Annotated in this window: 15 protein-coding genes; 9 read left to right on the plus strand and 6 right to left on the minus strand. The window is 48.1% G+C overall.

Features of this window, described 5'->3' with window-relative positions; all coding sequences use genetic code 11:
- Positions 1-21: 21 nt before the first annotated feature.
- Genes QWY22_RS01075 through pxpB form a run of 3 tightly spaced genes read right to left on the minus strand, consistent with a single transcriptional unit; the run spans position 22 to position 2,451 of the window.
- Positions 22-792 (minus strand): LamB/YcsF family protein, encoded by a 771-nt coding sequence (locus QWY22_RS01075; RefSeq protein WP_300982535.1) that lies wholly within the window; start codon positions 790-792, stop codon positions 22-24.
- Positions 789-1,769: a 5-oxoprolinase subunit C family protein gene (locus QWY22_RS01080; RefSeq protein ID WP_300982536.1), complete on the minus strand. Its 981-nt coding sequence runs from the start codon at positions 1,767-1,769 to the stop codon at positions 789-791. Before QWY22_RS01080 ends, QWY22_RS01075 begins: the two co-directional genes overlap by 4 nt.
- Positions 1,753-2,451 (minus strand): 5-oxoprolinase subunit PxpB, encoded by a 699-nt coding sequence (pxpB, locus tag QWY22_RS01085; RefSeq protein ID WP_300982537.1) that lies wholly within the window; start codon positions 2,449-2,451, stop codon positions 1,753-1,755. The genes QWY22_RS01080 and pxpB overlap by 17 nt, the downstream gene beginning before the upstream one ends.
- A gap of 247 nt (positions 2,452-2,698) precedes the next feature.
- Here pxpB and QWY22_RS01090 point away from each other — a divergent pair, with 247 nt between their 5' ends.
- Genes QWY22_RS01090 through QWY22_RS01100 form a run of 3 tightly spaced genes read left to right on the plus strand, consistent with a single transcriptional unit; the run spans position 2,699 to position 6,015 of the window.
- Positions 2,699-3,631 (plus strand): ABC transporter ATP-binding protein, encoded by a 933-nt coding sequence (locus QWY22_RS01090; protein WP_300982538.1) that lies wholly within the window; start codon positions 2,699-2,701, stop codon positions 3,629-3,631.
- A gap of 12 nt (positions 3,632-3,643) precedes the next feature.
- Positions 3,644-4,909, plus strand: coding sequence for an ABC transporter permease (locus tag QWY22_RS01095; RefSeq protein ID WP_300982539.1), 1,266 nt, complete (start codon positions 3,644-3,646; stop codon positions 4,907-4,909).
- A gap of 2 nt (positions 4,910-4,911) precedes the next feature.
- A complete protein-coding gene (locus tag QWY22_RS01100) occupies positions 4,912-6,015 on the plus strand; it encodes an ABC transporter permease (protein ID WP_300982540.1) in 1,104 nt (367 codons plus the stop codon).
- Between the two features lie 551 nt (positions 6,016-6,566).
- Here the strand turns inward: QWY22_RS01100 and QWY22_RS01105 are convergent.
- Positions 6,567-7,415 carry a transporter substrate-binding domain-containing protein gene (locus QWY22_RS01105; RefSeq protein WP_300982541.1) on the minus strand — a complete coding sequence of 283 codons (849 nt, stop codon included), beginning with the start codon at positions 7,413-7,415 and terminating at the stop codon, positions 6,567-6,569.
- A gap of 179 nt (positions 7,416-7,594) precedes the next feature.
- Here QWY22_RS01105 and QWY22_RS01110 point away from each other — a divergent pair, with 179 nt between their 5' ends.
- The 4 genes from QWY22_RS01110 to QWY22_RS01125 are packed head-to-tail and all read left to right on the plus strand — an operon-like array spanning position 7,595 to position 11,147.
- Positions 7,595-8,218, plus strand: a complete 624-nt coding sequence (locus QWY22_RS01110; protein WP_300982542.1) for a TetR/AcrR family transcriptional regulator — start codon at positions 7,595-7,597, stop codon at positions 8,216-8,218.
- 11 nt (positions 8,219-8,229) lie between these two features.
- Complete coding sequence (locus QWY22_RS01115; RefSeq protein ID WP_300982543.1) at positions 8,230-9,159, plus strand: ABC transporter ATP-binding protein; 930 nt, start codon at positions 8,230-8,232, stop codon at positions 9,157-9,159.
- Positions 9,140-10,744 carry an ABC transporter permease gene (locus tag QWY22_RS01120; protein WP_300982544.1) on the plus strand — a complete coding sequence of 535 codons (1,605 nt, stop codon included), beginning with the start codon at positions 9,140-9,142 and terminating at the stop codon, positions 10,742-10,744. Before QWY22_RS01115 ends, QWY22_RS01120 begins: the two co-directional genes overlap by 20 nt.
- A gap of 19 nt (positions 10,745-10,763) precedes the next feature.
- Complete coding sequence (locus QWY22_RS01125) at positions 10,764-11,147, plus strand: VOC family protein (RefSeq protein ID WP_300982545.1); 384 nt, start codon at positions 10,764-10,766, stop codon at positions 11,145-11,147.
- Between the two features lie 88 nt (positions 11,148-11,235).
- On the opposite strand, the gene QWY22_RS01130 is transcribed toward QWY22_RS01125, so the two are convergent.
- Together QWY22_RS01130 and QWY22_RS01135 are read right to left on the minus strand one after the other, a co-directional pair.
- The gene (locus tag QWY22_RS01130) at positions 11,236-11,925 is read right to left on the minus strand and encodes an LrgB family protein (protein ID WP_300984302.1); all 690 of its coding nucleotides are present in this window, start codon (positions 11,923-11,925) and stop codon (positions 11,236-11,238) included.
- Between the two features lie 2 nt (positions 11,926-11,927).
- Positions 11,928-12,299, minus strand: coding sequence for a CidA/LrgA family protein (locus QWY22_RS01135; RefSeq protein ID WP_300982546.1), 372 nt, complete (start codon positions 12,297-12,299; stop codon positions 11,928-11,930).
- Positions 12,300-12,541: 242 nt separating this feature from the next.
- Between QWY22_RS01135 and QWY22_RS01140 the strand changes: the two genes are divergently transcribed.
- Positions 12,542-13,240 (plus strand): AIM24 family protein, encoded by a 699-nt coding sequence (locus tag QWY22_RS01140; RefSeq protein WP_300982547.1) that lies wholly within the window; start codon positions 12,542-12,544, stop codon positions 13,238-13,240.
- Positions 13,241-13,315: 75 nt separating this feature from the next.
- Positions 13,316-14,233 (plus strand): DUF2971 domain-containing protein, encoded by a 918-nt coding sequence (locus QWY22_RS01145; protein WP_300982548.1) that lies wholly within the window; start codon positions 13,316-13,318, stop codon positions 14,231-14,233.
- The last annotated feature ends 14 nt before the right edge of the window (positions 14,234-14,247 follow it).

Raw genomic sequence — 14,247 nt, forward strand, 5'->3', positions numbered from 1 at the left:
TTTTCCCTCCCTTTCATTGTTTTACATAAATTCCTCCACTTTTGCGATCTCAATTTTCGCTTCTTTTAGTGATTTGGAAATGGCTGCTGCAAATTCCAATGCTGTTACGCCGTCGCCGTGTATGCAGATGGTTTCGGCTTTAATCGCAATGTCCTCGTTTTGTACGGTGTGCACTTTGTTTTCCTGCACCATGCGGATGACTTGGCTGATTGCTGTATCTGGGTCGGTAATAAGGGCATTGGACTGCGTGCGCGGCGTCAATGTGCCGTCTTGCTGGTAGGTTCGGTCCGAAAAAACTTCATTGGCTGTGCGCAGCCCGATTTTCTCTCCGGCTTTCATCAATTCGCTGCCGGACAAGCCGAATAGGATCAGTTCAGGATTAACTTTATACACCGCTTCGGCAATTGCTTCAGACAAAGCGGCATCTTTTGCAGCCATGTTATAGAGGGCGCCATGTGCTTTGACATGCTGCAAGCGGCCGCCTTCGGCCTGTACAAAGCCGGACAAAGCCCCGATCTGATAGACTGTCAGGTCATAGGCTTCCTGAGGTGAAATCGCCATATTGCGGCGGCCGAAACCGACCAAATCCTGAAGGCCTGGGTGGGCGCCGATCCCTACATTTTTCTCAAGCGCCAAGGCCACCGTTTTCCGCATCGTTGCCGGGTCTCCGGCGTGAAAGCCGCAGGCAATGTTAGCGGAAGTTACAAAATCAAGAATTTCTGCGTCGTTTCCTAATTGATAAGCTCCGAAACTTTCCCCCATATCACAATTCAAATCCACTTTAAACGTCATTTTCCTGCCTCCCTTTTTAAATTGATGCCAACTTTTAATTGGCGGATTTGCGTTTCTTGATCCAGATAAAGCTGTTGTGCTTCTGCTACAGAAATTTCTTTGAAGCGGATCCTTTCACCGGGCTTTAACTGGCTGACAAGCGGCAAATCGACAGCCGCCACTTGGCCAATCTTCGGGTAGCCGCCGGTAGTCTGGCGGTCTGCCAAAAGGATAATGGGATTTCCGTCAGAAGGCACTTGAATCGATCCGAAGGACACCGCTTCTGAAATCAGTTCTTTTGGTTCTTCGAGTGAGAGCCTTGTTCCTTCTAACCGGTAGCCCATGCGGTCGGAATGAGAAGAAACCGCAAAAGCCTCACTGAAAATATGGCTCTGGCTGTCACGGCTAAACAATTCAAACTGGCGGCCTTTCATCATCCGGACAACCGGTTCACTGGAATAACGGGGAGCAGCAGTTTTCCATTCCACTCCATTGCCCGTGGCGTGAAGCAAAGAAGCGGCAAGCTGAGGCGAAATAAGGTTGACCGGGACGATGTCGCCCGCTTGCAGTGCCCGTCCGTGGAAACCACCGATTCCAGCGCGCAAGTAAGTGGATTTGCTGTTCATCAGGTCTGGAACGTCTATTCCTCCTGCAACTGCTAAATAGGCTCGGCATCCTGAACGGGGGGCGCCGAATTTCAGGACACTTCCTTCTTTGACAAAGGCTGGCCGCCACATTTTTAGATCGGTTCCATCGATTTGGGGAGACAAGTCTCCACCACAAAGCGAAATGAACGCATCTTGCTGAAACTGGATGGTAGGTCCCGTCATCGTCATTTCAAGTGTGGCAGCATTTTCTCCGTTGCCGACCAGCAAATTTGCTATTCGGTGCGCAAAAGGGTCCATGGCGCCGCTTGCAATGACGCCATATTTTTGAAAACCAAAGCGGCCCAGGTCCTGCACGGTGGTCTGGAGGCCGCTTTTAATAATTTTCAGCATGCTCTTCCTCCTTCCATGCGTCGTACTCTTTTTCCGATATTCGCCGAAAGACAATTTTGTCGCCAGCCCGCAGCAAGCTTGGAATTTCTTGTTCGGGGCGAAATAGCCGGATCGGTGTGCGGCCAATCAACTGCCAGCCGCCAGGTGTTTCAATGGGATAGACGCCTGTCTGTTTGCCGGCAATGCCAACGGTTCGTTCGGGAATACGCAGCCTCGGAGACTCACGCCGCGGCGCTGCGATTTTCTCAGACATGCCGCTGATGAACGGAAAACCGGGAGCAAAACCGATCATGGAAACGGAATAAATGCCGGAAGTGTGGATATCGATTACTTGTTCCGGTGTCAATCCATTGTGTTCGGCCACAAAGTCGAGGTCCGGACCAAACTCGCCGCCGTAGCAGACAGGGATTTCCACTGTACGCGAAAGGGAAGATGCGGTTTCTTCGGCATGCGGCAGCAATGTTTCAAGATCGGATTTGACGGACTCATACAAAGCAGCCAGCGGATTGTAAAAAACCGCTACTGTTGTGAACGCCGGGATGAATTCGACCATCCAGGCCGGAGGTTGCGCTTCGAGCAAAGCCGCAATGGCCTGGACCCTTTTTTGTGTGTCTTCATTGATTTCTGTTCCGGCTTCAATGACGATTGCCCCTTCGCCAAGAGGAGAAAATGTATAGGGCATGTGATCACCTCATCATCAGATTATTCTAACTACTCCGTTTAGTATAAGGTTTTATAGGAAGAGGTGAAAGGTTTACAGAGAAGGTGGAAGAAATTTTTTGAAAATAAACCAAAAATATTGGAGCGGAAGCGATTATTTTGCACAACGAAAGAGATGCTATTCGGTTTTCAATCCCGTAGTATAGAAACCATCAAAGAAGCTAAAGCGGAGATGCGAGAAAGGTCTGAAAAGCGGAAGGTGGAAGGCCATGCTTGAAACGGAAGAGTTGAAAAAAGTATTCAAAGGAAAAGTCGCTGTGGAAGGGGCTGACCTGTACCTGGATAAGGGCGAGGCGGTCGGATTGCTTGGCCCGAATGGAGCTGGGAAATCCACAACGATATCCATGATTTCAACCTTATTGAAACCAACATCCGGAGATGTGCGGTTAAATGGAAAAAGTGTTATTCAAAATCCGAGTGAGATGAGGCGGGTTCTGGGCGTAGTGCCGCAGGAAATCGCTTTATATCCGGAATTGACAGCTTACGAAAACTTGAAGTTCTTTGGCAGAATTTACGGCCTTTCCGGAAAAGCGTTAGAAGCCGCCATTCAGCGATCCCTGGACTTGGTTGGACTGGCGGAGCGCCAGAAAGAGGTTGTCAAAACCTATTCCGGCGGCATGAAGCGGCGCATCAATATTGCTGCTGCTATGATGCACGAACCTGAAATCATTATCATGGATGAGCCGACGGTCGGAATCGATCCGCAGTCGCGCAGCCACATTCTGGAGATGGTGCACCGCCTCAATCGGGAAAAAGGGCTGACGGTATTGTACACCAGCCACTACATGGAAGAAGTAGAACGCCTCTGTGACCGAGTTTACATCATGGACCATGGGAAAATCATCGCCAGCGGCACAAAAGAGGAATTGAAAAATATTCTTTCCAATGAAGAAACGATTTGGATTGAATTGAACCGTCCGAATGAAGCCTTCTTTCAAGAACTGCAATCTTTTGAAGGGGTCAGGAAGGCATTTGAAACAGAGCAAGGCATCAAATTGATTCTTCCAAAAGGAAGCCGTGTGCTGGGTGGGATTTTTCAAGCTTCGGAACGCCACCGGGTTCAAATCATAAACATCAACGTCCAGACGCCTAGTTTGGAAGATGTGTTCCTCCATCTGACCGGCCGGAAACTGAGAGATTGAGGAGGTGAGCCCATGTATGCGTTTTTGAAGAAAGACATTCTGGTTTTAGTGCGCAACCGGACTGAACTGGCTGTACTTCTGGCAATGCCTTTTCTTTTGATTGCGATTTTAGGGTTTGCCTTGAGCGGATTGCTTAGCGGAAATTCAGAAGCATTATCGATGGAAGTCGCGATTGTCCAAGAAGATGATGAACAGCAGGGGCTCATCCGATTTTCCGAAGAGCTTGAAAAGTCGGGAATGCCTGCAGCCGAAAAGAGCCGGTTGATGGAAGCGGCTGAAGAAACGAGCCCTTCCGCTTTGCTGCAGGAGATTTTAAAAGGCGAAAGCCTCAGCAGTTTGGTGAAGGTTCATGAAATGGATGCTGCAGCAGCGAAACGTGCGCTTGGAAAGGAAGAGATAGCGGCAACCCTCACCATACCGGAGGATTTCACTTTCCATGCGCTGCAAAAAATGTTGTTGGATGCGGGCAGCGGAAGCGAGCTTCAATTGGTGATTTCGGATCAGGCAGCGACTCAGGCGGAAGTTTTCCAAGGTGTTTTGGATGAAGTAGTCCGGTCACTGAATTTTGAAAGCGCCATTTTCCGAACAGGTGTAGAAGCGGGAGCGGAAGAAACACAGCCGCAATTCGGTGGCGTCGAAAGCATTTCAGCAGCAGAACCAATTTCTTCCTTTCAATATTATACGATTGGCATGGCGGTGATGTTTGCCTTATTTGTTAGCGGCATCATCTCATCCATGGCCTATATGGAGAAAAAGCAATTTGTCTTCCAACGGATTTTGCTGTCGAACCATCATCCGTTCGTTTATTTAACTGGAAAGGCGATTTCTGCCGCGGTTATCGCATTATGTCAGTTTTTGATTTTATTTTTCTTTTCTTCACTGATTTTCCAGGCATTCGATTTGACGGATTTGTCATTCTGGCCGGGCATGCTGTTGATTGCTGTCAGTTTGGCCGGTTGCGTCGGGGCATTGGCGGCTTTCTTAACTTCGTTAATGATGCGTTTTAATAACGACACCATAACAACAGTCTTTTCCGGCATCGTGGTCACGATGTTTGCTTTTCTTGGCGGAAGCTTTACCCCAACAGACAACTTGCCTGTTTTTATTCAGCAGCTTGGGAGCTGGACGCCGAATGGCGCTTCCTTACAAGCGTTTCTCATCTGGGCACAGACCCAGGAAATCGGCCTGCTGTGGGAACCGCTTAGCCATGTTTTGCTGGTGGCCATTGCGCTGCTCATTTTAAGCCTGCTGATTTTTCCTGAAAAGGGGGAGGCTTAACGATGATCTCTGTGTTTTTACTGCAATGGCAAAGATTTCGCCGGGCCCCCGCAATGATTTTATCGTTTCTTGTCATGACTGTTGTCTTTGTGGCTTTACTCTCCGGCAACAACCCGGCGGAGCGCCCGCCGATCCTCACTTACGCAGATGATTCGCTTGGGGAAGCAGCAGCGGAAGAATGGCTGGCTTCGCTGAATGAAACAGAAGAATTTGAGTTCCGGTTAATGGGGGAAAAACAAGTGCGCGAAGCGGTTTCAGCCGGTGATGCGCCGCTAGGGCTTTGCCTCATGGACGGGGATTACCGGATTTTGCTGGCAGCAGATGATGTGAGCCGCTTTGCTCTAGAGGCATTTTTGGACCGGAAGTACCAAGAGGAGATGCGGCTCGGGCAAGTGGAACAGCAAGTTCCTGGCAGCGATATCCGGACCCAAGCAGCGGACGTAATGAAAGAGCCGGCACTCCAAGTAGTCACGTCCACTTTGGGTGGCAAAGAAAAATTTCAATACGATAATCGATTGCAGATGCTTTTTGGGATGACGCTTTTCTTCTCGGTATACACCATCATGTTCAGCTTAGTGAAAATCGTTGAAGAAAAAAAGCAAGGCACCTGGAACCGATTGGTTTTGTCGCCGGTCGGGAAATGGGCGATTTACTTGGGCCATCTCGCATATAGCTTTGCCATCGGCTATTTCCAGATCGTCTTGATTTTTGTATTATTCAAATACATCTTTCGTTTTGATATCGGCGACCGGTTCGGGGCGGTTTTATTGATTGCTGCATGCTACACTTTTGCAATTGTAGCACTGGGGCTGCTCGTTATCAGCTTGCTCAGCCGTCCATCCCAGTTGAAAGCGGTTATCCCGGTTATGGCAACCGGCATGGCGATGATCGGCGGCGCTTTTTGGCCGATTGAACTGGTCAACAACGGGATGCTGCTGGCCATTTCTAAGGTCTTGCCCATCACTTATGGCCTTGATGCGTTAAAAGGCGTCGCGATATACAACCGCAGCTGGCCAGAACTCAGTGAACCGATTTCATTTCTGCTGCTGTTTGGCGTGGTGTGCATAGGAATTGGCATCAGTTTGATGGAACGCCGTACTTATTAAACAGAAATCATTGAAAAAGCTGCCCTGTATTTGGGCAGCTTTCAGACTGTAGACAAAGTTTAGATTAAATGAATAGCGATGCATCAAATCAACCGGACCAGCCACTTCGCTTTCCGTGGGCTCAGCTTCAGCCTCCTCGTCACTAACGTTCCTGCGGGGTCTTCAGCTTTCGTCGCTCAGTCGCGTTGCTCCTTCACTGCTCCCACAGGAGTCTCCGTGGCCGGACCGGTTGAGGTGGCTCTCTTTGATTCGAAAGTGAACGATGATCCGATTGAAGCCAAACTATCTAGTTAAAAAAGAAAAGCGACACCTTTCGATAGCTTCACGTTTAGGATCCGAAGTGAAAGCCGGCGACTCCAGCGGGATAGTGAAGTGCCGAAATCCACTCGGGACGTTAGTTCCGAGTTAGTTCGGCGCGAGCCCGCGGAACGCGTCCGGCTGAAACGAAGGATCCGGGATTTTCTCTCTAAGCGGATATTTATTCAGTTATCATGCGTAAAAATTCTTTTGTCTACAAACTCAAGGCTGCCCTGTATATGGGCAGCTTTTTCTCATTCCTCAATATCCACTTTTTGTGTCACGTCCGCACCGTTAAAGAAGTCGCCGGAGATTTTGGCGATGGTGCCGTCTTCAATCATTTCTTCAATGACACGGTTCACGTTCTCAACCAGTTCACCATTGTCTTTGTTCATCACTACGCCCACTTCAGAAGGGCTGTATTTCAAGTCCGGGTGAATGGTGATGTTCAGTTCAGGGAAAGCGGCCAGTGCCAGCGTCTGCAAATAATAGTCGTTCAAAATGACATCAGTGCGTCCAATGGACACGTCGCGCAGGTACACTTCGTTTGTGGCGTTGTCATAAACCACTTCTTCTGCGCCGTATTCACGTGCAGTTTCCATATAAACGGAAGTGGATGCGCCTGCCGCTTTTTTGCCTTTTAAGTCTTCCATCGTCTTGATTCCGGACAAATCGTCTTTCCGCACAATAGCGGTGCCGTAGGAGTACTTGAACGGCGTTGAAAACGCGAAGTTTTCTTTCCGATCTTCGGTCACTTCAATGTCATTGGCGGCCAAATCAACTTGGCCGGTTTGCACAGACGTCAACATTTCGTCAAAGCCCAGTTCCGTAAATTCAACTTCCAGCTCCAAACGTTTAGCCAGCTCACGCACGACTTCCACTTCAAATCCTGTCAGCTTGTCCGACCCTTCCTCACGGTAGGAAGTAGGAAACAACGTGCCGGAAGTGGCGACTGTCAGGGAGCCTTCTTCCTGAATTCGATCCCATTCTGACGGTTTTTCTTCCGCCGTATTGTCACTGCCGTTTCCACAGCCAGCCAACAAAGTTAACGCCAATATTCCAGCGAACAACGAGCCGCTTTTTTTACTCCACAACTTTTTCAATTATTATTCCTCCTATAATTTATTTCAATTTGAACATAGCATTAAGTGGCAAACTGAGCAAAGGTTTAATTCTGAAAAATTAAAAATAGAAAAATCTGAAAACTGATTGACCAAGGCGGTCTGCGGGTGTATTCTGTAGTCGACCAGAGGGGTCTAAATGAACGGAGAGGTTGGTGCAGATGGAAAAGTTCATAAATCTCGACGATAGGAAAAAACAAACAATCTTGGATGCGGCCCTTCAAGAATTTGCAGAACACGGATATCAGCAGGCTTCGACAAACCGTATTGTAAAAAAAGCGGGAATCGGCAAAGGGATGCTGTTTTATTATTTTAAAAGCAAAAAAGAGCTTTATGAATACTTGTTTGAATACAGTTTGGACATTGTCGTACATGCGTACTTCAAACAAGTGAATTCAGCAGAAACCGATTTTATCGAACGCTTAAAGCAAGCTGCACAAGTAAAAATGAAGGCACAGCTGGAAAACGAGCAGGTTTTTAATTTTTTGGGGAGTTTTGTATTGGCGAAAGAAGCAGAAATGCCACCGCATTTACAGAAAAAATATGCCGAAATGAATACTTTGGCAGCGGCATTGATGTATGAAGGCATAGATAAATCGCTGATCCGGAAAGAATTGGATGCAGACAAAGCGTTTCAATTGATTCGCTGGTCAATCGAAGGCTACCAGAATGAGTTGCTGCAGCGTCTTGAAGGAAGCAAGATGTCATCCATTGATTTTGGTCCTTATTGGGAAGAGTTCTATGGCTACCTGAATATTCTTAAGAAAAGTTTTTACAGGGAATAGGAGGATTGGGCATGAGCATTTTGAAAACCAGCGCGTTGACGAAGGATTTCGGAAATTTTACGGCATTGGACGGAGTGGATATTGAAGTTGGAAAAGGAGAAGTGTACGGCTTTATCGGGCCGAACGGTGCAGGGAAATCTACGACGATCCGCGTTCTTCTTGGAATCTTAAAAGCCACTTCCGGAAAAGCGGAAATTTTTGGGCTCGATGCCTGGGAAGAAGCTGTAGAGATTCACAAACGTGTGGCTTACGTGCCTGGCGATGTAAATTTATGGCCGAATTTGACGGGCGGGGAAGTCATTGACCTGTTTGTGAAGTTGCGCGGAGGAAATGGCCGAACGCGGCGGGAAGAGTTGGTCCGGAGATTCGGCTTGGATCCGACCAAAAAATGCCGGACGTATTCAAAAGGGAACCGGCAAAAAGTGGCTTTGGTGGCGGCATTGTCGATGGAAGCCGATCTTTACATTCTTGATGAGCCGACATCGGGGCTGGATCCTTTAATGGAACGTGTCTTCCAGGAATGGGTAGCGGAAGCCAAGCAGCAAGGCAAGAGCATTCTGCTTTCTAGCCATATTCTCTCGGAAGTTGAAAAGCTTTGCGACAAAGTGGCGATTATCCGGCAGGGAAAGATTATTGAAACGGGAACGCTGCGTGAATTGCGGCATTTGACGGGAAGCATTTTAACGGTGGAAACGAAGCGCCCGATGCCTTTGCTGCACGAGGTAAAAGGGGTGCATGGAATTCGGGAACATCAGGGGACTGTTTCATTCCAGGTGGACACAGAAAAGATGGACGAAGTGATGCGCTATGTCAGCGGCTTTGGTGTGGTCCGGCTGGAAAGTTCACCGCCGACTTTAGAGGAATTGTTCATGCGCCATTATGAAGAAAGGGGCACAACGCAGATACAGGAGGCGGCTTCCCATGAACAAAAACTTGTTTAATGGAACGGGCATATTGATGCGCTTTATATGGCGGCGCGACCGTTTGCGCATCCCGATTTGGCTGCTGTCATTCGCAGTTGTTTCCATGGTGACGGCCGTGGCGTTTACGGATTTGTATCAAAATGCAGCCGAACGGCAGGCAATAGCGGAAACGATGAGAAATCCAGCGATGACAGCGATGGTCGGCCCTGGCTATGGGCTCGATAATTATACGGAAGGAGCCATGATGGCCCATCAAATGCTGTTAATGACCGCTGTCGTTGTGGGATTGATGAGCATCTTGCTCGTTGCCCGCCATACGCGGAGCGACGAAGAAGAGGGCCGGATTGAATTGATCCGATCCCTGCCGGTAGGGCGTTTATCGACTCTCCAATCGGTGCTGCTGGTCATGTTCATTGTCAATATTCTTTTAGCGGTTACGACGGGCATTGGGCTTTATGCATTAGGAATCAGCAGCATGGATTTGGAAGGCTCGCTGCTTTACGGAGCGGCATTAGGGGCGGTCGGCTTGTTTTTTGCAGCGCTTACCGCCGTATTTGCACAGCTTTCGCAGAATTCGCGAAATACCGTCGGGCTTTCAGTGATCGTGCTGCTTCTTGGCTATGCGCTGCGGGCAATCGGGGATATCGGGATGGAAGCCTTGTCTTGGACGACTCCGCTTGGCTGGGTTCTGCGTTCTGAAGTATACGTCCAAAATTTTTGGTGGCCGGTGTGGTTCACTATAGGAACAGCATGTTTGCTGGCGGTTCTGGCTTTGTATTTGAATTCCATCCGGGATTTGGGTTCCGGCTTTTTGCCTGCCAGAACCGGTAAGGCGCATGCCTCACCAGCCCTGCAAAGTTCTCTTGGCCTGGCGGTTCGCCTGCAGCGCACCGGGTTGATCGCCTGGGCACTTGGCCTTTTTTTGATCGGCGCTTCGTACGGTTCCGTACTGGGGGATTTGGAATCTTTTTTTGCAGACGTGGAAATCATGCAGGAGTTCTTAGCCGCAGCGCCGGGAAGTTCCTTGACGGAACAGTTTATTCCGATGCTGATGTCGGTCATGGCGATCATTGGCACCATTCCGGTCTTATTGGCTGTTTTAAGGCTGAAAGGTGAGGAAAAGAACAACCGGCTGGAACATTTCCTCAGCCGAGCCGTTTCCAGAAACCGGTTATTGGGTAGTTATGTAGTAATTTCCCTTTTCACCAGTTTCATCATGCTGTCGCTTGCAGGTCTTGGAATTGGGCTCGTAGGCAATGCAATGATGCAAGAAGGGCTGCCGGTGGGGATGTTTTATAAAGCGGCGATTGTTTATCTGCCGGCAGCTTGGGTGATAACCGGTTTGGCAGTTGCTTTGATTGGCTGGCTGCCAAAAGCAACTGGAGTGGTTTGGCTGTATTTGGTGTTTTCTTTCACAGTTGTTTATTTGGGAGCGCTGTTTCAGTTTCCTGAATGGACAGAAAAAGCAACGCCGTTTGGCCATATCCCGCAGCTTCCGGTTGAAGAACAAAATTGGATGGTATTGGCCATTTTGACGGCTATTGCCGGCGTTTTGCTGATCGCCGGTTTTGCCGGCTTCAACCGAAGGGATATCAGCAATTGAAAGAAGGAGTGTATAGACATTGGAAAAAGCATTTCCCAAAATCACCACGTTTTTAATGTTTTCCGGGCAAGCAGAGGAAGCGATGAATTTCTATATGGGTCTGTTTGAAGATTCCCGTATTGAGGCGATTGTCCATAGCGAAGATGGGACAGTCATGCAGGCCACATTTACATTAAAGGGGCAAACTTTGATGTGCATTGACAGTGTGGCCAATCATGAATTTACGTTTACACCGGCAATTTCTCTTTTTGTTACATGCGATAGCGAAGAAGAGATTGACCGTTTGTTTGGCCAGCTTTCTGAAGGCGGCGGTGTTCTCATGCCGCTCGGTGAATACCCGCACAGCAAAAAGTTTGGCTGGCTGGTGGATCGGTTCGGCGTATCCTGGCAATTGAATTATTAAAAATGAGAAATCCTGCAGGGAAGCAGCCATGTGAAGTCTCCCTGCAGGATTTCTGTGTGATGCGGCCGTAGAAAAAAGCTGTTCTCTATTAAAAGAACAGCCATACAATCACAGGACCTAAAAAAGACCCAACAACCGCGCTTAACGTCATGGCCACAGAACTCATTGACGCTTCTTCAGGGCCGTATTCAAAAGCTTTTGCGGTGCCAAGGCCGTGGGCAGAAGAACCAAGGCCGATGCCGCGGCCGATTGAAGAGTCGATGCGCAGAGTTTTCAAGAGCCATGGCCCGACAAGGATTCCGGTAAAGCCGGCAACCATCACATAGACTGCCGCCAGTGAAGGAATGCCGCCAAAAGCTTCCGCCATTTGCATGGCGACTGGCGTGGTAATGGATTTCGGCAGCATCGTCAAAACCATTTCGGTGGAAAAGCCGAACAGCTTCGTCAACAAAGAGCCGCTGAGGAGGCCGGCAATCGAACCTGCCGTTACACCAATGGCAATAGGCAGCAAGTTCTTTCTGAGCAGTGCCCACTGCTTGTAGAGCGGCACCGCCAAAGCCACAACCGCTGGCCCAAGCAATTCCCCGATCCACTGGCCCCCGAGCATATACGTTTCATACGTAACATCAAATACGAGCAAAATCATTACCAATGCCACAGTGGTGGTCAATACAGGATTCAGGATGGTCCAGCGGTATTTTATGTATTGGCTGTTCAAAAACAAATAGAGAACGGTGGTCAGTCCTGCAAAAAGAAGGGATAGCAGAAAAATGTGCATGTTCATTTGCCCTCCTTCTGCTGTGCTGTACGAGCCGTCCACTGGCTGATCCCTGCAGAAACCGACATGGTCAAAAGCGTACTAAAGATGGCAATGACCAGAAGCCAAACGCCTTTGCCGGTAAAAACATCGGCATAATCGATGACGCCGACTGTCGCCGGAATAAAATACAGCGATAAAAATGCCAACAGGAAATGAGCGCCGGAATCGATCCATTTCAGCGGATAGATTTTTAGGAGAAGCGCGGAAAATAAGAGCAAAAACCCGATAATGCTGCCGGGGAGCGGCAAGTTGAAAAGTGTACGCAGCCATTCACCAAGCAAATAAAAGCCGAACAAAACGGCAAGTTGAATAAAAGTAAGAAGGAATTTCATCAGCCATCGCGCCTTCCTGTAAAATGGACGAGTGGAATGTGGTCAAGATTTATTCCACTGTCATTTATTTTACCGCAAATTTTATGAAAAGCGAGAGCTGTGCATATATATAGAAGGAACTGATTAAAAATAGAAATGTTGTATGTTTATTCGGTGCGGATGACCCGTGAGTAACGGTGTCTGGAGTGAAACTTCATTATTTGAACAACGTATTGAATAGCATAAAGAAAGGAGAATGGACAATGGGCAATTATACAATTGATGAATTTATTCAACAGACAAAGCAAGATGAACAGGAGAACGATTATTTTGAGCTGGAAACGCCGCGCATTTTGGAAGTGAACTTATTGGAGATGGTATGGGCAAAGGCAGGTTCCATGATTTCCTATACCGGCCAGATTAAGTTTGAGCGGGAACGGCTGCTTGAACACGGCGTGGGGGTCATGTTCAAAAAAGCGATGACCGGGGAAGGTGCTTCTCTGATGAAAGCTACCGGACAGGGGCGCCTGTATTTGGCGGACCAAGGCAAAAAAATCAATATTTTCGAGTTGAATGGCGAATCGATTACGGTTAACGGCAATGACCTTCTCGCTTTCGAACCGGGCATCGAGTGGGAAATCAAAATGATGCGGAAAGTGGCCGGCATGATGGCAGGCGGCTTGTTCAACGTAACATTAAAAGGGAAAGGAAAAGTCGCCATCACTTCCCATTACGAACCGTTGACGCTGCTTGTTAAGCCGGGAGAACCGGTCATTACTGATCCCGGAGCAACAGTCGCCTGGTCCGGCAATTTAACGCCGGAGTTCCGGACAGACATCAGTATCCGGACCTTCCTTGGCAGAGGCAGCGGCGAATCGATTCAAATGGAATTTTCCGGTGAAGGCTTTGTCATTGTGCAGCCGTTCGAAGAAAAGTATGCAACGCCAAACGTATCGGTTTAAGCTGTTTGAATCATGGGCAATCGGGAATAAAAAAGTCAATCAGCTGTTTCATTTTAGACGGAAGGAGCTGCTGTTATGGCAAAGAGCGGCGGGTTGGCGGAAACACTGGAATGGCAGTTTCGGAATGAAGTCGACAAACAAATCCGGAAAACCCATGAATCCGGCCAAACACTTTATCACTACACAAGCCTTCAAAGCTTAATGGGGATGATTGAAACCAACAACTTGTGGATGAGCAAAGGCAATTTTCTCAATGATTCGAGTGAATTGATTTATTTTTCCAATGTGCTGAGGAGTGTCATGGGAAAGATGGAAATCCAAAGGGAAACGGAACTTTGGCAAGTGTTTATAACGGAATTGGAAGACTCTATGAATCGTTTCCTGGAAGGAATTGAAGAAAGCGGTTTTGAAGTTTATATTTTTTCGCTGTCCTATTCGCCGGATTCTTTGGCTCTTTGGTACAACTACGCAAAAGGTGAAGGGTATAACCTTGGTTTTGATGCGGAAGAGCTGCTTCAAAAAGCATCCGCTTTCCCGGACGAATCAGATGTCCTGCATGGCTTGGTCGTGTACGATCGGCAAGAACAGGAATTGATTTTGATGAATTTTTTGATTGAAACATTCAAACGGGTGGTTCAATACGAACCTGGCGACATCAAAAAAGCATTGCCGAACCATTTTTTATCCGTCATTGCGACATGTGCCATCTTTTTTAAAGACCCGGCTTTTAAAAGCGAAGAGGAATACCGCATTGCTTATATGAATACAAGCGGAGCTATGCATTCCGCGGTACGCTTTCGGGCACAAAACGGCGTAATTATCCCATTCATCACCGTCGACTTTGAAGAACGCTTGCCCATCAGCCATATTACCATCGGTCCGAAGAACAACATTGATATTGCCAAAAGAGGCATAGAGCATTATTTGAAAAGCAAAGGTTACAATATGAAAAGCCTATCCATCAACAAATCTGTCGCGGCCCTAAGGTATTGACTTTAAATCGCCAA

Origin of the sequence: Planococcus liqunii (assembly GCF_030413595.1) — a bacterium.
GTDB lineage: Bacteria > Bacillota > Bacilli > Bacillales_A > Planococcaceae > Planococcus > Planococcus liqunii.

Excerpts from the sequence above, each read along its gene's own strand:
- QWY22_RS01115 (WP_300982543.1), top strand. The coding sequence starts at position 8,230 with ATGAGCATTTTGAAAACCAGCGCGTTGACGAAGGATTTCGGAAATTTT.
- QWY22_RS01100 (WP_300982540.1), top strand. The coding sequence starts at position 4,912 with ATGATCTCTGTGTTTTTACTGCAATGGCAAAGATTTCGCCGGGCCCCC.
- QWY22_RS01140 (WP_300982547.1), top strand. The coding sequence starts at position 12,542 with ATGGGCAATTATACAATTGATGAATTTATTCAACAGACAAAGCAAGAT.
- QWY22_RS01135 (WP_300982546.1), bottom strand. The coding sequence starts at position 12,299 with ATGAAATTCCTTCTTACTTTTATTCAACTTGCCGTTTTGTTCGGCTTT.
- QWY22_RS01075 (WP_300982535.1), bottom strand. The coding sequence starts at position 792 with ATGACGTTTAAAGTGGATTTGAATTGTGATATGGGGGAAAGTTTCGGA.
- QWY22_RS01080 (WP_300982536.1), bottom strand. The coding sequence starts at position 1,769 with ATGCTGAAAATTATTAAAAGCGGCCTCCAGACCACCGTGCAGGACCTG.
- QWY22_RS01145 (WP_300982548.1), top strand. The coding sequence starts at position 13,316 with ATGGCAAAGAGCGGCGGGTTGGCGGAAACACTGGAATGGCAGTTTCGG.
- QWY22_RS01130 (WP_300984302.1), bottom strand. The coding sequence starts at position 11,925 with ATGCACATTTTTCTGCTATCCCTTCTTTTTGCAGGACTGACCACCGTT.
- QWY22_RS01110 (WP_300982542.1), top strand. The coding sequence starts at position 7,595 with ATGGAAAAGTTCATAAATCTCGACGATAGGAAAAAACAAACAATCTTG.
- QWY22_RS01120 (WP_300982544.1), top strand. The coding sequence starts at position 9,140 with ATGAACAAAAACTTGTTTAATGGAACGGGCATATTGATGCGCTTTATA.
- QWY22_RS01095 (WP_300982539.1), top strand. The coding sequence starts at position 3,644 with ATGTATGCGTTTTTGAAGAAAGACATTCTGGTTTTAGTGCGCAACCGG.
- pxpB (WP_300982537.1), bottom strand. The coding sequence starts at position 2,451 with ATGCCCTATACATTTTCTCCTCTTGGCGAAGGGGCAATCGTCATTGAA.
- QWY22_RS01090 (WP_300982538.1), top strand. The coding sequence starts at position 2,699 with ATGCTTGAAACGGAAGAGTTGAAAAAAGTATTCAAAGGAAAAGTCGCT.